General features: G+C 32.9%; 17 protein-coding genes and 2 pseudogenes. 2 read left to right on the top strand and 17 right to left on the bottom strand.

From position 1 onward, the window contains the following. Positions 1–2: 2 nt before the first annotated feature. Complete coding sequence (locus JCM7501_RS03870) at positions 3–398, bottom strand: nucleotidyltransferase substrate binding protein (RefSeq protein WP_013150616.1); 396 nt, start codon at positions 396–398, stop codon at positions 3–5. A gap of 168 nt (positions 399–566) precedes the next feature. Between JCM7501_RS03870 and JCM7501_RS03865 the strand changes: the two genes are divergently transcribed. Further along, complete coding sequence (locus JCM7501_RS03865) at positions 567–2,228, top strand: peptidoglycan D,D-transpeptidase FtsI family protein (protein ID WP_028991879.1); 1,662 nt, start codon at positions 567–569, stop codon at positions 2,226–2,228. A gap of 12 nt (positions 2,229–2,240) precedes the next feature. Here the strand turns inward: JCM7501_RS03865 and JCM7501_RS03860 are convergent. The 12 genes and pseudogenes from JCM7501_RS03860 to JCM7501_RS15790 form a co-directional block, all read right to left on the bottom strand. Continuing rightward, a pseudogene (locus tag JCM7501_RS03860) lies at positions 2,241–3,552 on the bottom strand (ABC transporter substrate-binding protein). A 95-nt stretch (positions 3,553–3,647) separates the two neighbouring features. Next, positions 3,648–4,298, bottom strand: a complete 651-nt coding sequence (gene fsa, locus JCM7501_RS03855) for a fructose-6-phosphate aldolase (protein WP_013150619.1) — start codon at positions 4,296–4,298, stop codon at positions 3,648–3,650. Between the two features lie 85 nt (positions 4,299–4,383). Continuing rightward, positions 4,384–5,706 (bottom strand): sn-glycerol-1-phosphate dehydrogenase, encoded by a 1,323-nt coding sequence (locus JCM7501_RS03850; protein ID WP_054644793.1) that lies wholly within the window; start codon positions 5,704–5,706, stop codon positions 4,384–4,386. After that, entirely contained in the window at positions 5,703–6,818 is a 1,116-nt protein-coding gene (locus tag JCM7501_RS03845; protein ID WP_013150621.1) for a GntR family transcriptional regulator, read from the bottom strand. The genes JCM7501_RS03850 and JCM7501_RS03845 overlap by 4 nt, the downstream gene beginning before the upstream one ends. Before the next feature lie 167 nt (positions 6,819–6,985). Continuing rightward, positions 6,986–7,630, bottom strand: a complete 645-nt coding sequence (locus JCM7501_RS03840) for an L-ribulose-5-phosphate 4-epimerase (protein WP_013150622.1) — start codon at positions 7,628–7,630, stop codon at positions 6,986–6,988. After that, entirely contained in the window at positions 7,614–9,293 is a 1,680-nt protein-coding gene (locus tag JCM7501_RS03835; RefSeq protein ID WP_028991876.1) for a ribulokinase, read from the bottom strand. Before JCM7501_RS03835 ends, JCM7501_RS03840 begins: the two co-directional genes overlap by 17 nt. 11 nt (positions 9,294–9,304) lie before the next feature. Beyond that, the gene (locus JCM7501_RS16525) at positions 9,305–10,063 is read right to left on the bottom strand and encodes an L-arabinose isomerase family protein (RefSeq protein WP_457921086.1); all 759 of its coding nucleotides are present in this window, start codon (positions 10,061–10,063) and stop codon (positions 9,305–9,307) included. Positions 10,064–10,346: 283 nt separating this feature from the next. Next, complete coding sequence (locus JCM7501_RS16520) at positions 10,347–10,700, bottom strand: hypothetical protein (protein ID WP_256201107.1); 354 nt, start codon at positions 10,698–10,700, stop codon at positions 10,347–10,349. A 234-nt stretch (positions 10,701–10,934) separates the two neighbouring features. After that, a complete protein-coding gene (locus JCM7501_RS03825; RefSeq protein ID WP_256201106.1) occupies positions 10,935–12,044 on the bottom strand; it encodes a substrate-binding domain-containing protein in 1,110 nt (369 codons plus the stop codon). Further along, positions 12,028–13,011 (bottom strand): ABC transporter permease, encoded by a 984-nt coding sequence (locus JCM7501_RS03820; protein ID WP_038002069.1) that lies wholly within the window; start codon positions 13,009–13,011, stop codon positions 12,028–12,030. Before JCM7501_RS03820 ends, JCM7501_RS03825 begins: the two co-directional genes overlap by 17 nt. Positions 13,012–13,023: 12 nt before the next feature. Next, complete coding sequence (locus JCM7501_RS03815; protein WP_028991872.1) at positions 13,024–14,547, bottom strand: sugar ABC transporter ATP-binding protein; 1,524 nt, start codon at positions 14,545–14,547, stop codon at positions 13,024–13,026. A gap of 534 nt (positions 14,548–15,081) precedes the next feature. After that, a pseudogene (locus JCM7501_RS15790) lies at positions 15,082–16,384 on the bottom strand (ATP-binding protein). Positions 16,385–16,696: 312 nt separating this feature from the next. On the opposite strand from JCM7501_RS15790, the gene JCM7501_RS03805 reads away from it, so the two are divergent. After that, positions 16,697–17,596: an acetamidase/formamidase family protein gene (locus JCM7501_RS03805; RefSeq protein ID WP_028991870.1), complete on the top strand. Its 900-nt coding sequence runs from the start codon at positions 16,697–16,699 to the stop codon at positions 17,594–17,596. Positions 17,597–17,599: 3 nt separating this feature from the next. On the opposite strand, the gene JCM7501_RS12890 is transcribed toward JCM7501_RS03805, so the two are convergent. From JCM7501_RS12890 to JCM7501_RS03790, 4 genes are all read right to left on the bottom strand, one after another. Then, a complete protein-coding gene (locus JCM7501_RS12890; protein ID WP_156202099.1) occupies positions 17,600–17,782 on the bottom strand; it encodes a hypothetical protein in 183 nt (60 codons plus the stop codon). A 113-nt stretch (positions 17,783–17,895) separates the two neighbouring features. Next, positions 17,896–18,738, bottom strand: coding sequence for a carbohydrate ABC transporter permease (locus tag JCM7501_RS03800; protein WP_028991869.1), 843 nt, complete (start codon positions 18,736–18,738; stop codon positions 17,896–17,898). Between the two features lie 23 nt (positions 18,739–18,761). After that, complete coding sequence (locus tag JCM7501_RS03795; protein ID WP_028991868.1) at positions 18,762–19,664, bottom strand: carbohydrate ABC transporter permease; 903 nt, start codon at positions 19,662–19,664, stop codon at positions 18,762–18,764. Positions 19,665–19,744: 80 nt separating this feature from the next. After that, on the bottom strand, positions 19,745–21,118 hold the full coding sequence (locus JCM7501_RS03790) for an ABC transporter substrate-binding protein (protein WP_028991867.1): 1,374 nt from the start codon (positions 21,116–21,118) through the stop codon (positions 19,745–19,747). Positions 21,119–21,388 lie beyond the last annotated feature (270 nt).

Genomic DNA, 21,388 nt, shown 5'->3' with positions numbered 1-21,388 from the left:
TATCAAATTCCACCTTCAATAGTTTTTGCCAAACTCTCAAGATGTTCCCAATAGAAATTTTTAATACGGTTGTAAATTTCAATCGCTCCTTCTTGATTATAAGTATGGCTTGAAAGATTCCTGTCTCTTATCATCGAAAGCCACACTTCACCATCCTCAACTATACCTGTTGCAAATGCCTCTTTAAAGATATCCCTTGGAAATTTAACATCATTACCACCTTTGTATTCTATAAATGCTTTCATCAGTTTCCACGCCAGTTCATAAGTAAACTCAAACCGCTTAATAACAGAATCATACACATATTGGTTTACTTTTTCCTCTTTAAGAGCTTCTTCTAAACGTGAAAGAGCTTTTTTATAATTACTGAGTTTCTCTCTTAATCTTTCTTCTGTCATAATAATAAAAAACCTCCATTAAAAATTGTAATAAAATACCTCACAAATTGCTAAGCATTTAATCAAGCAAAATCATTTTAATCCTTTTTATATAATTATACCACACAATATCTATGGTATAATTATAATGTATAAACAAAATCCTTACAAAAAGGGGTTAGAATAAAATTGACATCATATGTAAAAAAACGAACCTTTATCATATTTATCTTTTTCACTATCATGATTTTCGCCCTTATTGCAAGGCTTATATGGATACAGGGTATAAACTCTTCAAAACTTGCCATGGCAGTCGAAAGGCAAAGTACTGCTGATATCATATTAAAGCCTCAACGGGGCAATATTTATGATGTAAACGGGAATATCCTTGCCTGTAATGTTCCAGCAGGAGATGTATTTGCGGCTCCTAAATTTATAAAAAATCCAGAAAAAGCTTCAGAAGAACTTTATAAATACTTAAATATAGACAAGGACTCACTTTATAAAATTCTTTCAAATAAAAACTCAGAATGGGCTGTACTTGGCAGGTCCATTCCTCTGGAAAATATCAACAAAATAAGAAGTCTTAACATACCAGGCATATATGTAGAAGATACTTTTATGAGAAATTATCCCAACGGCAAAATGCTATCACAAGTATTAGGTTTTACAGGAATTGATGGCAACGGTTTGTATGGCCTTGAATATTCTTTAGACAAATATTTAAGTGGTGTACCTGGTCGTGAAATCACTCTTGTGGATGCAGAAGGTAGAAAAATAGGAGTTCCAAGCAAGTTTTACAAACCTACAAATGGGAATAATATTGTCCTCACAATTGATTCTGTAATACAAAGCTATACAGAAAAAGCTATAAAAAATGGCTATGAAAAGTATAAACCGCAAGATGGTATAACAGCAATAGTTATGAATCCAAAAACAGGTGAAATACTTGCAATGGCTAACTTACCTGATTTTGACCCAAATAATCCGCAAAAGGTACCTTCACAGGAATACTGGAGAAATCCTGCAGTATCGGATATTTACGAACCTGGTTCAGTATTTAAAGTAATAACTGCTTCCGCAGCATTAGAATCAGCTGTAGTTACACCAGAGGAAAAATTCCATGACCCTGGCTATTATGTAGTAACCGGTAGAAAAATTAGAAGTTGGACGGTTTTAGGAGACATAACTTTTTCGCAAGCTATTGAAAAATCAAGTGATACCGTTTTTATCCAAATAGTTGAAAGATTAGGTGTTGATGCTTTTTATAAATACATAAAAGCTTTTGGCTTCGGTTCCCCTACCGGAATTGAGCTTCCTGGCGAAGCCAGTGGAATGATTTTACCAAAATCAAAAATATATCCTGTGGACCTCGCTACTATGTCCTTTGGCCAAGGAATTGCTGTAACTCCAATCCAAATGATTACAGCTTTTTCCGCCGTGATAAACGGTGGCAACCTCATGGTTCCATATATTGTAAAATATATCGAAAACGGTGATAAAATAATTAAAGAATATAAGCCTCAAATAGTTAGACAAGTTATCTCTAAAGAAACTTCCGATACAATGAGACATATACTTGAAAAAACAGTAACAGAAGGTACTGCTCAAGCAGCACAAGTACCTGGCTATACAGTAGGTGGAAAAACAGGTACAACGGAAAATTATGCTCCAGGAAAATACATAGCCTCGTTTGCTGGATTTGCTCCAGTTGAAAACCCAAAAATTGCAGTACTAGTTGTTGTTAAAAATCCAACACAAAATGGTTATATGGGAGGAGAAGTAGCCGCGCCAATAGCCCAGGAAATATTAAGAGATACTCTTAGATATTATGACACAGTAAAAAAGTAAAAATAATTCCCCTTACTTTTGTTGTACCAACTGATTTACACTATTTTTTATTTCCTCTGTTATATCAAAAGCATTTTTGTTATTTTTTATTCCTTCTTTTATTTTCGATATCACTGTGTTGTTTATTTTTCCCCATCCTTCAATTTGTGGGATGGCATTTGTATATTTAGTAGCTAATTCAATTACTTTCATTTTGTCATCTTCAATATTTTTATCTTTTTTAACTGGTACATAACCTAATTCAATCGCCTTTTGTTGGTCTTCTGTAAGAAACTTTATAAATTTATACTCCATCTCAAGTTTTTTTTCATTTTTTTCCTTCTTTATGCCATAGGCATATATTTTAGGTGATAAAGTTAATGGTATGCCACTTTCCCCTTCGGTACATTGCTACATCAAACTCAAACAGTTTTCCTTTTGACTGTAAATTTTTAAGTTGTGCTATTTTATAGCTCTCCTCTACTAATACAGCAGTATTTTTAGTAGTAATAAAGTCTTGCCACAACTTTTCTCTGTCTCCCTCAAGTGAGACAGGATTGACAACCTTATATTTATTGAATAAATCCAAAACTTTTTCCACTCCTGAAACTGCTTGAGGCCCAAAAAAAGAATACTTTTCTTCGTCAAAAACTCTCGCACCATCTAAAAGTAAAAACCCCCACAAATTATAATTATCAGGTTTAAGAGAAATACCTAATCCATAAAAGAATTTTTTATCCTGTTTACCTTCACTATAAGTCAATTTTATCATACTATCCATAAATTCTTCGTAATTCCACTCACCGTTTTCAGGAAGTTTAATTTCTTTTTCATAAAACATATCCACATTTAAAAAAAGCACATTAGTATACATTCCCAAAGGCATACCATAAATATTGCCTTTATACTTTAAAGCATCAATAACACCTTCTTTGTACTGTTTTTTTAATTCTTCGTCAATGTATTTAGTGATAGGGCTTAAATAACCATTTGAAATAAAGTAAAAGTCTGCACCAACAGGTAAAATATCTGGCAAAGAACCCTCTTTAGAAGAATTAATCAGCTTCTTATATCCGTTTTCGTATGAAAGAGGCTCAAAATCTATGACAACACCCGGGTATTTGTACTGAAATAACTCTATTTTTCTTTTTATAAATTCAAATCCTCCGGGATCTTCTATTGATGGATGAGGAAAATCCCAAAAAGTTATTATACCTCTAAACTCTTCTTCCTCATGTTTTTTGTCTTGTATTTGTTCTTTTTCATAAAGATTCATGTAATAAGGCCAATATATAAGAAAAAATATCACTAGCAAATATAACAAAGTAGTAAAAGGCTTTCTCACATTAACCACCTCTTACTATCTATATTCTCAAAATTGCTGTTAAATAACTTAAAAAGCAGGATAGATTTCTTAATATCTACCTGCTTTTTATCAATTCATATTTTGAGCCCAGCTTTTCTCCAATCCTCTTTGAATCTTTCTATTCCTGCATCTGTCAACGGATGTTTTACCATCTGCATAAGCACCTTGTACGGCACTGTCGCTATATGTGCCCCTAGTTTTGCTGCCTGTAAAACATGTATAGGATGTCTTACACTTGCAGTTATTATCTCTGTATCTATGTCGTAATTATTGAATATCGTAACAATATCCTCAATAATCTGCAAGCCATCTGTATTTATATCATCAAGTCTTCCTACAAAAGGACTTACGTATGTCGCACCTGCACGAGCTGCCAGTAATGCTTGATTTGCTGTAAATATTAACGTCACATTTGTTTTAATCCCTTCTTTTGAAAGGACATTTACTGCTTTTAGCCCTTCAGCCGTCATAGGAATTTTTATTACTATATTTTTATGTATCTTTGCAAGCTCTCTTGCCTCTCTAATCATGCCCTCACTGTCATCACTTATAACTTCTGCACTTATAGGACCATCTACAATTTGAGTAATTTCTTTTACTACTTCCTTAAAATCTCTTCCTTCTTTAGCAATAAGAGATGGGTTTGTAGTAACACCTGATATTACACCTAATGCATTAGCTTCTCTTATTTCGTCTACATTAGCTGTATCAAGGAAAAACTTCATATTTACCCCTCCGTTATTATTTTTATTTATTTCTATTATATATCTAATTTTCACAAATTAAAAGGCATCTTTTATCTTGTGGAAATTAAGGGTTATTCATTTTTAAACTGTACTTAAAAATTTTTTTAACTTTTTCAAATAATTTTTCCACAGGAAAATTTATATCTTCTGCAAGTCTTAATATTGTATAATTTTTTCTTATTTCTTTAGCATTATTTAACATATCGTAAAGTAAAACTTCATTTACTCCTATTTCATTTAATTTAGATGGAGCACCTATTCTCCGTAATAAATCCCGAATGGTTACTGCCTCAGGAACATTTATTTTTACCCAATTTCTCATATGTCCCCACTTTTCAAGTATCCTCTCTTGTCTTTGTTTTCTTTTTATCTCATCTATATAAAAATAATTTAAATTACTCAGCACTTCGTTAGCTATAGCACCATATGCATTTTTTATCCTCGCTTCAAATTCGTCACGATTTAGTGAAAGTTTTTTTGACATAAACTTTTTAATATCGTCTACTGTAAATGAAAATATGTAATGATAAATTTCTGAAATAATAATGCTTGTTATGCCGACTTTTGTCCCATGAAGATGGTATTCATTTTTAGATAATATTTCTTTCATCTCTAAATAATGTGATAAGTGATGTTCTGCGCCAGATGCAGGGCGAGAATTGCCAAATTTAAGCATTGCAATTCCCGAAATAATAAGTGCCTCCATTAATTCTTTTATTGATTTTTTATCTCTCTTCAAAAGTCCTGTCGAAGCATTAACACATTTATCTATCGATTCCTTTACTAAAGCTACTATATCCTCTGAATAAGTTTCGCCTGTTATTACATTGCTTATATACCAATCGGCAAGAGAAGTATATTTTCCAATAACATCACCAAAGCCCGCTGTTATCATCTCATATGGAGCTTGAGAAATTATATCAATATCTCCTATTATAATCTCAGGATATATTGCTGAGTATGTCCGCTTAAAACCTTTGACAATTAAAGGCGAAACAGAAGAGGCATAGCCATCCATGGAAGGTGCTGTTGCAACAATTCCATAAGGCTTACCCACTTTAAAACTTACAAACCTCACTAAGTCATTTATAGTTCCTGAACCAACAGCTAATAAAAATTCGGTATCTTTGTCTAAGTTTATAAGAACTTCTCCTAAGCTATATTCATCAGGTATGAGTAAACTGTCACGTTCTAACACACACTTGGTAACAAAAAAATTGTTACTTTCTAATCGCTCTATTATCTCTTTTGCGGCTACTTTATAGGTATTATTATCACAAATGATCATTATTTTAGAATTTACACCTATTTTATTGATTATGGGCGTTAAATCATTAATTGCTCCTTCTTTTATGACAATTTCTTTTATAGGCATTAAATTTTTCATACTTTCACTTCTTTCGCTTCAATGCTTTTAGCTGATGTTCTTATTTTTAATTCAGGTTTCACACATATAGTTATAGGATTTTCAAATGCTTTATTTCCCATTTCCATCAGTTTAAACAACGCTTTTGCAGCTTGTCTTCCCATCTCTTCTTTAGGATGAACTATTGTAGTTAATTTAATATCCGATAATACTGCATAATCAGAATCATCAAACCCTACAATTGATACATCATTTGGTACAGTTAAACCCAAATTTCTTAAAGCCTCTATCACCCACATTGCAATTTGGTCATTGTAGCAAACTATAGCTGATGGCTTGTCACCTGTGCCTTCAAATATTTTTTTGACCATTTCTTGCGGTTTAGTTCTCATTTCTTCAGTTGTATACCATACAATATTATCTTCTCTAATTTTTATGCCGTATTGTCTTAATGCTCTAATATACCCTTTATATCTATTTAATCCTTGATTATCATCGCTTTTAAATATGCCTAAAATATTACGATGACCTAATTGTATAAGATGCTCTGTAACAACAAAGCCCCCTCCTTCATCATCTTGGATGATATATGAAGGTTTTAATTCTTCATAATAACTATTTATAAAAATATACGGAATTCCTCGCCTTTTTAACTGCTCAAAATAGTCAATATTTATATGGGGAAGGGCACTTTTCGTCGGTTCAATAATAACTCCTTTAATATTTTTTGTCATAATATTTTCTAAAATATCAATTTCTTTTTCGATTTTATTGTTTGTATTATATAGTAATATTGTATAACCTTCTTTTGTTAAAACTTGGTCAATACCTTTTATTATTCTTGGAAAAATATAATCACTTACATATGTGGTTATTACTGCAATATTTTTGTCGTCTATTTTCTTTATCACAGACCTGTCAGCACAAAAAGTGCCTACTCCTTGCTTTCTGTAAATCCATCCTTCATTTTCAAGTTCGTCGAGCGCTTTTCTAACAGTATGCCTGCTCATGTTAAACTTAGCTGCGAGTTCATTTTCAGTAAAAAGAGGGTCATGAGCATTTAAGTTGTTCTCAACTATATACCTAATTATAAATTCTTTAAGTTGCTGATATTTAGGTAAATTTTCTGCCACGATTAAACATCCTTCCCAATTATCAAGAATAGTTTTTAAAAAATTAATTTCCGCATATTATTATAACATTTTTATTTTTCATCTTAAATATAAATATTAAGAAAGATACCTGATACCATTATAATTCCTTATAAGTATCAGGTATCTATAATAAAATTTATCGTAATTTAATTTTGTCCATATTTTGTCATATACCTTTCATGAGCTCTTTTTACCTCTTCTTCAGGAATTTCCTCTGGCTCGCCAAGTAGCAATGCTAAATGAACTGTCTTTGCTACATCTTCAAGCATCACTGCTGCCTTTACTGCCTCCTCTGGAGTCTTCCCTATCGTAAAAACTCCATGATTTTTCATAAGTATTGCTGGACTTCGACCAATATATTTTATTACCGCCTCCCCTATTTCTTCTCCACCAATTTTTGCATATGGGCCAACCGGTATTGGCCCTCCAAATTCATCTGCAATTGCTGTCAGATACACCGGTATAGGTTTCCCCAAAGCAGCAAAGCTTGTAGCATAAGGAGAATGTGTATGAACTATTCCATTAACATCACTACGATGTCTGTATATATACAAATGTGTTGCAGTATCTACAGAAGGTTTCCATTTTCCTTCTATTATATTACCATTAAGGTCAACCACAACCATATCCTCTGGTTGCATTTCTTCATAAGGAATCCCGCTTGGTTTTATAACTACATATCCTGTTTCAACATCTCTTCCACTGACATTCCCACTTGTCATTGTAACAAGATTATTTTTCGGCAACATCATATTCATTTTGTATACTCGTTCTTTAAGCTTCTCTAACATTGGAACCCCCCTCTTTTAAGGCTTTTAGCCTTTTCATTACATTATTTATACCTCTGCCAAAATAGTCATGAAGAAGTTTGTATTCTTCAAATAATTTATCATATATTTCAACATTTTCAGGTATTGGATTGTATGTTTCTTCCTTTAGCTTGGGTATTACTCGTGCCGCTTCAAATATACTATCAAACCCTCCTTTTTCTTTACCTGCTGCAACTGCTCCAAACATTGCTGCACCAAGTGCTGGTGTTTGTGAAGATTTTGATACTTTAATTTCGAGATTTGTAACATCAGCATAGATTTGCATAAGCATAGGATTTTTTTCAGGAAGTCCTCCACAAGCGTACAGTTCACTAATACTTACTCCATTTTGATTAAAAGTATCAATTATCATCCTCGTCCCAAAAGCTGTTGCTTCGATTAATGCTCTGTATATCTCCTCAGGTTTCGTAGTTAAAGTCATTCCTAATATTACACCAGTAAGGTCTGCATCTACTAGTACTGACCTGTTTCCGTTCCACCAGTCAATCGCCAAGAGGCCACTTTCTCCGGGTTTTAGCTTTGCGGCTTTTTCTGTTAATAACTCGTGAATACTTATCCCTCTTTTTTCTGCTTCAATTTTGTATTCGTACGGCACACAATTATCAACAAACCAGGCAAAGATGTCGCCAACCGCAGATTGTCCTGCTTCATATCCATAAAAGCCTGGTATAATTCCATCTTCTACAACGCCACACATGCCTGGGACCTCTACTTCTTTATCATCTAACACCAAATGGCAAATCGAAGTTCCCATTACCATTACCATTTTCCCTGGCGATGTAACTCCTACTGCTGGTACTGAAACATGAGCATCAACATTGCCTACAGCAACTGCTACTCCCGGGTTTAAGCCCATTATTTTTGCCATTTCAGGCGTCAATTCCCCTGCTTTTGTACCTAATGGATATATATCTTTAGATAATTTTTCTTCTACCAAATTTTCAAGCCTCTCATCTAATGCTCGAAAGAAATCTTTGGAAGGATACCCCTTTCTTTTGTGCCAAATCGCTTTATAGCCTGCAGTACAGCTATTTCGCCTTTCATTACCTGTTAGCTTCATAACAACCCAATCAGTAGCTTCAATAAATTTATCAGCTTCTTCATAGATATCTGGCGCTTCATTTAATATTTGCCATATTTTGGGTATAAGCCATTCTGAAGATATTTTTCCTCCATACCTTGCTAAAAAATCCTCACCCCTTTGTGATGCTATTTCATTCAATTTGTTTGCTTCAGGTTGCGCAGCATGATGTTTCCATAACTTAACATATGAATGAGGGTTCGATTTGTACTGGGGGATGTCACAAAGAGGAGTTCCATCTTTTTTTATAGGCAACATAGTACAAGCTGTAAAATCTATGCCTAAGCCTATTACATCAGCTTTGTCTATATCTGCCTGATTTATTACATCAGGTACTATTTTCTTTAAAACTTCAATATAGTCATCTGGATGTTGTAATGCCCAATCTTGTGGAAGTTTTGTTCCATCAGGAAGTTCTTCATCCATCACGCCATGGGGATAATTCATTACAGAAGTAGCTACTTGTTCTCCCGTCTCAAGATTAAGGAGCAGAGCCCTTGCAGACTCTGTCCCGTAATCTATTCCAATTGAATACTTTGCCATTTTTCATCCCCCTATACTTCTACATATTCAATGTCCAAGAGGTTACATAATATTTTCCATCTCCGTGTGTTATCACCTAGATTTAAACATTCATGATGTGTTCCTCCATTTGTAAGCCATCCATCAAGACATGCCTTCACACCTGTTGAAGGCCTAAAGTGGAAATATGGCATTTCAATATACTTTGCTTCTTCTGTATCCAGAATTTCTCCTTTTGACACAACTAACCTATATCTTTCTCCTTCTAAGGATACTAAAGAAACAAGAGTCGCTGGCCCAGGTTGTGCCATAAAAACAACCGTTGGTGGATTATTAAGTTTACCAATGCCTAGTTCTCTATCAATAAGTTTAATCGGTCTATCCTTTCTTGCTATTTTCCAGTTACCTTCGCCCATATGGCTCATTAAAATTGAATTTCTCTTAAAATCCATAGCATACATTTCTGTAAAATGTGCATCTCCTATCAATACATGACCTGCCGCAACCAAACTTGCAGTTACAGCATCACCCTCTGCTGCATATCCATATCCTTCAGCCATTAAATTTGACGCAGCCATCATTGGAATTTGCTTGAATCTTCCATCTCCTTTAAACACATCGAAATGCGCAGTAAATCCGTCATATCCTTTATTAATAAGAAATTTTTTAAATCCAATTTGTAATCTTGCAGCATATCTATGGCTTTCTTCGCTAAGATTTGGATCGATATAAAAATTCTTTCTATTCTCTTCAATAACCGCATTAATCTCCTCTTCTGTCGCAGTTTCCATATATCTATAAACTTCGCCAATGTATTCTTGATTAATTTGCGACCTATTTTTCTTGTAAAGGCTGCATCATCTCCCAAAATATCATACATTCCATGCATTCTTCCAAACTGCGCTATTTTCATGTTTCGCAATGCTTTAATTGTCTGCACAGCTTTAGCCCAATCTCCAACAAATTTTTTAAATTCTTCTGAATGCCATTCTTCTGTAATAATAGGACACTTAATTCCCATCCTTAAAATGGCATTTGCTGTATCTTGGGCACCGTGAACACCTTGATTGTATGTCAAATCTCCATATCCCAATCCTCTGTTACTGTCGGAACAGGTTGAATGTTCGCAAGCATAATAGGTAGTTTATTATTCCTTAGTGCATTAACAATATTTGTAGCAGGTCCATACGTAAGCATTACTATCATAATACCATCAAGGTCTTTTTCATTAAATTCTTTCACAATATGTTCAATGTCCTGTCTATTCTTTGCTGCTTTAGGAAAATGAAAATCGGCAACATCTTGAAGTTGTTCTATAACTTCTCTTGCATATTTTTCTTGTCTTTCAGTAATGCCTGGTAACATATCATCGTACAACTCTTGCATAATGCCTAAAAATCCTATTTGCGGCTTTTTCTTGGTTTGCATAATAAATCCTCCCTTTGATTTGTTATTTTGTTGTTCGTATATTTTAATTATCATGATATTAGATGTACGTACATTTATAATTAATATATTCTACATTTTATTTAAAATTCCTGCTTTGTTTTTAAAGATTTGATGTCAAAAGTATATTGTTTTTTTACAATGATTATAATTTATGAAATTTCAACCAAGGAAGAAAACCTTTCTTCCTTGGTTGAAATTATCAATTAACAATTATTACTTGCTATAAAAATAGTCTACATTATCTTTAGTAACGACATTTACTCCTGTATCAACGATAGGGGGCAATGGAGCAACACGAGCAGTTTTCCAATCTCCATCAATTGGACGAACAAGGTCATGTTTTAAGTGGTATAAAAACATCATACCCCAATATCCCATGTTCCAAGTTCCTTGTGCTATAGTAGCATCTATGACACCTGCTTTAATATTGTCTAATGTTCCTTTATCAGTATCAAAACTTACAATATGAACCTTGCCAACTTTATTTGCTTCTTTAACCGCCGTAGCAGCACCAACACCTGTAGAAGCTTCTGTTGTAAAAACTCCTACTAAATTTGGATGCGCTTGCATCATACTCGCCATTGCTTGTGCAGAAGCTACTTGATCTGACTTCCCATCTTGAACTGATACAACTTTCATATTTGGAAATTCCTTGGCAATTGTATCTTTAAAACCAGCTGTTCGTTCTTCGTGATTAAGTTGTCCAGGAATAGTAATAACACCTACCTCACCTTTTTCACCAACTAATTTTGCAAGTGTACGAGCAGCAATTACTCCAGCGTTATAATTAGAAGTTCCAAGATAAGAATATCGTAATGAATTAGGTGAATCTGCATCAAAAGTGATAACAGGTATCCCTTGCTGTATTGCTCTATTTATCGGGTCTTTTAAGGCATCCGGATTTATACAGGTAAGTAATATTCCACTTGGTTTTTGAGCAATAACTTGTTCCAATACAGTAACTTGCTGATTAATATCATATTCATTCGCACCTGTATATTGTGCTGTTACTCCTAGATATTTGGCTGCGTCTTGCATTCCTTTAAATGCACCTTTCCAATATTCAATTCCTGAAACAAAAGTTACCATAACGTATTTTTCATCTTTAGAACCAATTAATGGACTATTAGATGAGTTTGAAGTACTACTAGCTGAGTTAGAAGTACTATTTCCGCAGCCTGTTAGAAAAGTCACAATTACCAAAGTCATCACTATAAATACCGAAATAATTCTTTTCGTTTTCATTATATTCTTCCTCCTCCATAATATTTTGTTTTTTATAATAAGAGCAAAAGCTCTTATTATTCTATTGTTTTTTGGCATGAGCATAAACATCTATTACAACTGCACTTAACAACACTATTCCAGTTACGAGACTTTGCCAATAAACTGATACATTTAAAAGAATTAGCGCATTATTAACAAGCCCAACCAGAAGTATACCTAATAATGCACCCCATATCGTACCAACACCACCTGAAAGACTAGCACCACCAATTACTGCGCCTGCAATTGCTCTAAGTTCTGCTCCAGTCCCAACAGTAGGTGTAGCAACTCCAAAACGGGAAAGAGTTATAATACCTGCTATCCCAGACAATAAAGCACTCAAAATATATACAAACAATTTTACTTTATTTACATTTATACCAGATAAATATGCTGCTTTTTCATTAGAACCCACATAATATATTTGTCTAAAAGTTGCCGAATTTCTCATAAGATAATCAAATACTATAACAAGTACAAAAAGTATTATAACAGGATTCGGAATTCCAAATATTTGACCTTGTCCTAAAGAATCAAACGATTTCGAAATGGTTCCTAAGCTAACAGGTGAACCTTCTGTAAACACATATGCAATGCCTCTTGCTATAGACATCATACTTAACGTTGTAATAAAAGGATTTAAGTTTATTTTAGTTATTAATGCCCCAACTAATCCTCCTGCTATTATAGAGACAATTATAGCAATTAAGACCGATAGCCATGCATTAAATCCAGAAGACATCAATATTCCTGCTATCACATTAGACAATGCCATCACTGAGCCAACCGAAAGATCTATTCCACCTAATACTAGTACCATTGTCATTCCAACTGCAATAATCCCATCCATGGATAATCCTACTAAAGTGGTGGATATATTTGAAGCAGTCATAAAATCAGGAATAAAAATTGACATTAATATTATTAATATAAATATTATAAGCACAATCGACATTTCTCGTATTGCAAATAGTTTTTTTAAATCATAGCTTTTCTTCTTAATTTTATGACTATTTTCCATCATTTTTAATTCCTCCTACATAAGTGTTTTTAAATATCTTTTATCTCTTTTCGTACCAGTTGCATATTGCATTACTATTTCTTCATTTGCCTCATTATCCGTCAATTCTCCAACTATCTCCCCTTGATACATTACTAAAATCCTATCACTTATTCCTAAAATTTCTGGAAGCTCGGATGATATAACGATTATTCCTATTCCCTGATTTGCGAGATCTCGTAAAATTTCATGTATTTCGTGTTTAGCACCAACATCAATTCCTCTTGTTGGCTCATCTAAAATTAAAACTTTTGGCCCAAGTGCTAGCCACTTCGATAAAAGTACTTTTTGTTGATTTCCTCCACTTAAAGTTATAACATTTTGTTCTATATTTTTACATTTAATGTTCATATTTCTTCTAAACTTCTCGCTTATTAAAGTAACTAAATTCTCCTTGATAAATCCTCGTTTACTAACCTGCTGAAGATTTCCTGCGATAATGTTTTCAGCAACACTCATTTCTAAGAATAATCCTTCGTTTTTTCTATCTTCTGTAACGTATACAAGACCTCTCTTAATAGTATTTTGTATGTTATTAATAGAGATTTTTTCCCCATTCAAATAGATTTCTCCATGATCTACATGATCAATACCACAAATACCACGCGCTACTTCTGTCCTTCCTGCTCCCATCAGACCAAATATACCCAATATCTCCCCTTCATACAGTTTAAATGTTACGTCAGAATATACCCCCTTTCTTGTTAATCCTTTAACTTCTAATTTTACATTATCACTCTTTCTACCCTTTTCAGGATAAATATTATCCAACTTACGTCCTACCATTGATGACACCACTTCATCTATGGTAATATCAGAAATCGTTTTTGTCCAAACATGCTCGCCATCTCGTAAGACAGTTACTCGCTGGCAAATTTTGAATATTTCACTCATTCGATGACTTATATACAATATAGCCATTCCATTTTGCTTAAGAATTTCTAAAATATTAAATAAAGTTTCTGTCTCAGCGTCTGTAAGTGCTGAAGTAGGCTCATCAAGAATTAAAAGTTTACAATTTGATGAAATGGCTTTTGCAATTTCAACCATTTGTTGCTGCGAAATACTTAAATCACCGACTATTTCGTCTGGCTCAATATTCGTTTTTAATTCTTTAATAACTTCTTTCGCTTTTTTATTCAATTCGTTTTTATCAATCAAATCGCCATGCCTTAATGGCATTCTTCCCGCGTATATGTTTTCAGCAACCGTCAAATGAGAAAAAAGACTAATTTCTTGATGGACGATGCTAATACCAATTTGCTGAGCATCCTTAGGACTGTTAAAAACAACTTTCTCTCCATTAAAATATATATCACCAGAATCTGGAGGAAAACTACCAGTTAATATATTCATTAAAGTTGTTTTCCCAGCCCCATTTTCTCCACATATCGCATGTATTTCTCCAGGAAAAACATCTAAATCAATGTCTTTTAGGACTGTTACTCCGTAAAAAGATTTACTTATCCCTCTTACCTGAAGAATTGGTTTTTGATCCAAATTGCCTCACCTCACTAACGTATGTATATATAGTTGATTTTTTATAATATGTACGTACATCTATTAATACAATATATTCTTTATTAATTTAAAAAATCCTTCTCATAAACATTAATTTTTACAAAAACTTATGGATATAACTTGAATAAATTAGTATATAGCCACATAATTTTTGAGATAAATATTCGTTTATTAATGATACTTAGGTACCTTCAATACTACCACTTTGTATCTTGTTCCTTTATTTTTTATCTTTACTTATATCATCCCTTTCATTTATACTTTTTGCCACATTATTTACTTCTCTTAATTAATATCAATCAAAAATTATTATTAAACGAAAATTATTGGCTATGTTTTATTGTACGTATATTAACAATCAAAATCATTCTTTTGTACGTACATCTATAATAATATATACGACATAACTTCAAAAATTCCTGCTACGCAATAATAAAATTTTTATAATTTTTTAGTTTTCGATTAACATTCACTATAAATCGATTTTTAACTATCTACTTAACGTAAAATAGCTCAAACAGTATTCTTATATATTTCATATCTCAAATGATCTATAAATTGTTTTGCACTTCTTGGAGACCTTCCATTGTGCCACATCGCCCATCTTAATGCCTTTTCCTTTAAAACATTCCAATTAATATCTATATTATTTTTTTCAGCTAAGCCTTTAACAATTTTTAAATACTCTTCTTGACTTGGAGCAACGAAGGTAATAGTTATCCCAAATCTATCGCTTAAAGAAAGTTTTTCTTCTCTCGCATCTGTATTATGAAGTTCATTGTCCTCTATACTTCTGTAACAATATGCCTCCTATTTGACGTCGCATAAATTACTACATTTGAAGGTAAAACCTCTACTCCACCTTCTAATACTGACTTAAGTTCTTTATAATCCGCCTCATTTTCATCAAAAGACAAATCGTCAAAAAACAATATAAATTTCACTCCTCTGTCTTTAATTATATCAAGTATGTATGATAAATCTTTTATATCATTTTTATTAATTTCGATAAGCCTAAGTCCCTCCTTGTAAAACTCATTGAGCAAAGCCTTAACAGTAGATGACTTTCCAGTACCTTTATCTCCATATAAAAGCACATTATTCGCAGGAAAACCCTTTAAAAAAGCTTCTGTATTTTCTATAACTATTTTCCGTTCTTCTTCATACCCTATCAAATCCTCAAAAGTTACAGGGTCAACACTTTCTATTCCTTTTAACTGTCCTAACCCATTTTGTTTAACCCATCGAAAAGCTTTATATTTTCCAAAAATACCACAGCCATTTAAACGGTAATAATTAGACAGATATTCAGCAAATTTGTCTCCTTTTAGTTCCCATAAATTTCTAATAAGAAAGTGGTATTATTAATTTTCATGAAAATATCATTAACAGAGTTTTCAAAATCCGGTAATTCCGTATTTAATAAATTATTTACAGTTTCTGCTATATTTATAGTGGAAAGTTCCTTTAAAATTCCTATTTCTTTTTCAATAGTTTTAATCATCGAATTGCTCACACTATCAAAACCATATTTTTCTGAAATCCGGCTAAATGGGTTTTCATCACAAGCGATTTCTTCTGCCAAAAAAGTAGGCCAAATATTTTTATGAATCCTCCTTTTTAAAGCATATTCAGTAATGCCTTTGTAAAAACTACTATATTCAGAATAAATAAACTTAATAGAGGGTTTTTCTTTTAAAAGTTCTTGCAAAATATTAATTCCTCTTTTTATTAAACTGTGATTGATAATATTTCTATAAACCACTATTTCATTTAACCCATTTAAAATGTTTTTTAATTTTTCTTTATTTTCCAATTGCATCATCTCCCTTTCGTTTTTGAAAAATTGTCACTTAATATCTTTATTTTACTAAATTATATCATATAAAACGCTATTTCCTAAGCTTTATTAAAAGACAAGTTAACCCATATAACAACTTACAGTTTTTTTCACCTGAAAGGCTAGTCTCTTTTTGAATCTTAATTTCCCATTTTTTTAGCTTTTACAGAAATTATTTAAAAACTTTCGACTTTAAAAATAAGTTTCTGAGGATGTATAATATTCTTAATTAGAAAATAAAATGTTTTTGAAAAAGTAATAAGAGCAAACGAAAGGAGAGTTGTACAAATGCATTACAAAATATCAAGTGAAAATCACATATTTAGTTTTACAAAAGATAATATACCTGTATTATTTGTAAAAGAAAGCGATGAAATAGAGGTTGAAACATTAGACTGCTTTTCCAATCAAATTAAATCGAACAACGATAGACTTGAATCAATGGATTGGAACAAGGTAAACCCCGCAACAGGTCCTATTTATGTTGAGGGTGCAAAAGAAGGAGATGTCTTAGAAGTTACAATTAAAAAAATTGAAATAGCGAATAAAGGAGTAGTAACAACAGGTAAAGATTTAGGGGTATTGGGAGATTTAATGGAGGGACTGTATTCCAAAGTAGTTGATTTAAAAGATGGGAAAGTTATTTTTGACGAAAAAGTTTCTCTGCCAATAAAACCTATGATAGGAGTAATAGGGGTTTCCCCAAAAGAAGGTAATATAAACTGTGGAACACCAGGTTCTCATGGTGGAAATATGGACACAATACTTATTAGTGAGGGTGCAAAACTTTACTTGCCAGTATTCGTAGAAGGTGCATTGTTCGCTTTGGGAGACTTACATGCTGCAATGGGAGATGGAGAAGTAGGAGTATCAGGTATAGAAGTGGCAGGTTCTGTCACAGTGGAATTTAGAGTTTTGAAGAACTTCAAACTTTCTAACCCAATGGTAAAAACAAAAGATGTAACAGCAACAATAGCATCAGATGAGTCTTTAGATAAAGCAGTAAAGATAGCAGTTCATGATATGGCAAAGCTATTCCAAAGCTTTACTAAATTATCAATAGAAGAAATAGCTACACTATTTAGCATATCAGGAAATGTGCAGATTTCACAAGTAGTAGATCCACTTAAAACTGTGCGCTTTAGTTTGCCAAATTGGGTATTGGAAAGTTATGGGATAGTATTTTGAAGTCTATGTTGTGATGATCTTAATCACCATGCTAAATTCTTTATGGTGGTTGAATTTAAATAGATTTATAATGGTAAAAAATGTTGCCCATCTCAAATGGTAAAGATAAAATACTCCTTTTATTTCCCACAGAGCAATATTTTCCAAAGAATCTTCTGTCTTTTCTACCACTTCTCTTATTGACACTCCCTACTGATTATTTTATTTATATTGGCGTAGATTTGATTTTAACTCCTTAAACGATATACATACATCATAAATTCCGCACCTCTACTTTTAAACCTTCCTCTTTTCCTTTCTCACTCTTTCAAACCTGTTAATTTTATTCCTTCTATTAAATATTTCTGAGCAAATGCAAAGAAAATAATAGTTGGTACTACTGAAATAGTAGCTGCCGCCATCATCCAATTCCAATAAGTACCATACCTGTCTAGAAACTGAGGAAGCCCAAGTGCAAGAGGATATTTACTTTCATCAGTTAAATATATCAAAGGTCCCAAATAATTATTCCATGCACCTATAAAAGTAAACAAGGTTATTAAAAATAAAACAGGTTTAGCAAGTGGTAGCATTATCTTTGTATAAATTTGTAATTCAGAGGCTCCATCGATTCTTGCCGCATCCATAAGTGAATCAGGAATTGTTATAAAAAACTGCCTTATAGGAAAAATACTTAGAGGATTTCCAAAAAAGCTAGGAACTATGAGAGGTAAGAAAGTGTTTATCCAGCCAAGTTTTTTAAAAATTATAAATTGAGGTATCATAGTAACTGCAAATGGCAGCATTATTGTTGACAACATAATGTAAAAAAGTATATCTCGTCCTTTCCAATTAATTTTAGAAAAACTGTAAGCAACTAACGGTGAAGAGAAAAGAGTACCAACTATTACTCCAACAGTAATTATTACACTATTTTTAAAATATTTCCAAAAAGGAAAGTATTCTGTTGCTTTTTGGTAATTTTCAAAAGCGGGAGGAATAGATATTATCTTTGGTGGAGACGCATAAAGATCTTGATTCGCTTTTAAAGATGTTGTTACCATCCAAAGAAGTGGAAGCATGTATATAAATGTTACTAATATCAATAATAATCTTGTCATATTGGTATTAAATATTTTTTTTATTTTTGAATTACTAAACATTTTTATTGAAGTCCTCCTTTTAATTATTTTTCATTTCCACCGTAAAAAGTCCATCTTGCCGAAGTTTTAAATATTAAAATAGTAAGAATAATTGTTAGGATAAATAATATCCACGCCATTGCAGAAGCTGTTCCTATATTCAAATATCTAAACCCCTGCCTATATAAATACATTATATAAGAGAGAGAAGCATTAGCAGGTCCTCCACCAGTCATTATTTGAGGCAAATCAAAAATCTGAACCGTTCCTATTGTAGCAGTAATTAAGTAATAAAGAATAGCAGGCGACATAAGCGGCAATGTTATCTTCCAAAAAGTTTGCCACCCATTGGCACCATCGAGCATAGCAGCTTCGTATAAATCTTTTGGTATATCATTTATTGCTGCCATAAATATTAAAGCAGTCCCGCCTGCTCCCCATTGCGAAAGAAGTACAATAGTAAATTTAACCCAGTTTTCATCAGATAACCACATCGGCCCATTTGCCCCAAAAATCGATAAAAAACCATTTACAAGTCCAAAATAGGGATTAAAAAAAACTAATGAAATTACAGCAAGAGCGTAAACCGGAACAATGCTAGGTAGATAAATCAAGGCCCTGTATAAATATTTTTCTTTCAATGGTTGTACTAATAATAACGCTAATATTAAACCAACAATAAGCCCAAGTGGAACTAATCCCGCAACATAATACCCAGTATTATAAAAAGCTTTTAAAAACAATTCATCTTTGAATATACTAGTATAATTTTCTAAACCTATCCATTTAGGCTTAGTTGCAACATTATATTTAGTAAAACTGTAATAGAAAGAAGCAACTATAGGATAAAATGTAAAAATTAAGAAACCAATTATCCACGGTAAAGCAAACAATAGCCCGTTTACGTTATTTCTCATTTCGAGAGATAATTTTTTCGATTTAAACATTATCGTAAGCCTCCCACAAATTTATTTGACTAACCTTGCCCTTTGAAAAGGGCAAGGTTAGTCTTTTAGAATATGACTTTTTATTCACTCAGAGCTTTATCAAGTTCTTTCTGAACTTTCTCCTGCGCATCTTTTAAAGTTTGTCGAGGTGTTTTCTTACCATAAAGTGCATCATTCCACGCATTTACTAACTCATCCCAAACAAGTGCTCCTATCGGAATAACAGGTCGACTGTGAGCATTTGGGCCATTTAAAAGTTCATAAAACAAATTCTGGTCTGGATCTTCTTCTACAACCTTCAAAGTCCCCTCTTTAATTGCAGAGAAATGAGCAGTATCTTTAGCATATTTTATAGCACCTTTTGTAGCCATCCACTGAATAAATTCAGCTGCTTCTTTTGGATGTTTTGCACCTTTCGGAATGACTAAGCTCCAACCTCCTGCCCAAGTTGATCCTTTTTCTCCCCCATCAGGATATGGTATAGGAGCTATTCCCCATTCGCAAACCTTAGGATCTGCAAATTTTCTCAAAGTGCTCAAAAGCCAATTACCATCTATTCTCATAGCTTCTTTTCCCATTATAAATGGGTCGACAGGTTCTGCTCCTGCTCCTCCTTGACCAAAAGCAGCAAAGAAAGAATCAATATTTTTTATTCCATATTCAACAGCATATGTCTTCTCCCATTCTAATGCAGCTAAAATCTTAGGATCATCTGCAAAAGTAAATTTTTTGTTTTCAGGATCATAAAATTTTCCTCCAAATACCCAACCCCAAGTGTAAGGCCATCCTTGACCACGCCAAGGAATAAAACCTATTTGCAGGATTTTACCTCTCTGTATTTTTGTAAGTCTTTTAGCATATTCATCAAGTTCCGCTATAGTTTGTGGTGGCCTTTCCGGATCTAATCCTGCCTCTTTAAATAATTTCTTATTATAATATAAAACTCTAGCATCAGTATCCCATGGAAGTGCATAAAGTTTTCCTTTATAAGTTGATTCTTCAATTGCAAAATCAAAAAATTTATTCTTTAATTCATCAATATTTGTACCAAGCTCCTTTAAATAATCTTCCAATGGTTCTAAAATACCTGCATGAGCTCTTTGTGCTACCGTAAACCTATCAAGATAATAGACATCAGGTCCTTCCCCCGCTGCAACAGCTGTCATTAATTTCGTTGCATCTGTTTCTGTACCAGGAACTAATACTGCTTTTACTTCAATGTTCGGATGTTCTTTGTTAAACATTTGAACTGCTTCCTCAATAGATTGTCTATCAGTCAGTGCATTCATATTATGCCAGAAAACTACTTCAATCTTCTTTTGTGAAGAATTCGTTTGAGAAGGTGAAGTTTCTTCAGTCATCTGGGAAGTTTTTTGTCTACACCCCGAAAATAGTATTGTGAGAACAAAAGTAATAACTAGCATCACTGAAATATATTTTTTTGTTTTACCCACAACATTTATCCTCCTTTTTTCAATTTATTTGCTATTATAGAACCACAAAAATATTTAAGTGGTTCTATCATTTATTTTTCAAAGGAATCCCCTTCTTTTCATGAAAGAATAGGAGACTCCTTCGAAAGCAAGTCTTAAAAACGCGGATGACCTTTATCTTAACTATTTTTTAATGTATAGCCATGTCATTTATAACCAATATCCCCCTCTCCTCTTACACGTCTCTATTACTACTGAACTAAAATTGGATTTCCGCTTTTTGCAATTAAT

This window comes from Thermoanaerobacter thermocopriae JCM 7501 (assembly GCF_001310975.1).
Lineage (GTDB): Bacteria > Bacillota > Thermoanaerobacteria > Thermoanaerobacterales > Thermoanaerobacteraceae > Thermoanaerobacter > Thermoanaerobacter thermocopriae.
The sequence above is the reverse complement of the archived record's forward strand: the minus strand, read 5'-3'. Positions and strand labels throughout refer to the sequence as shown.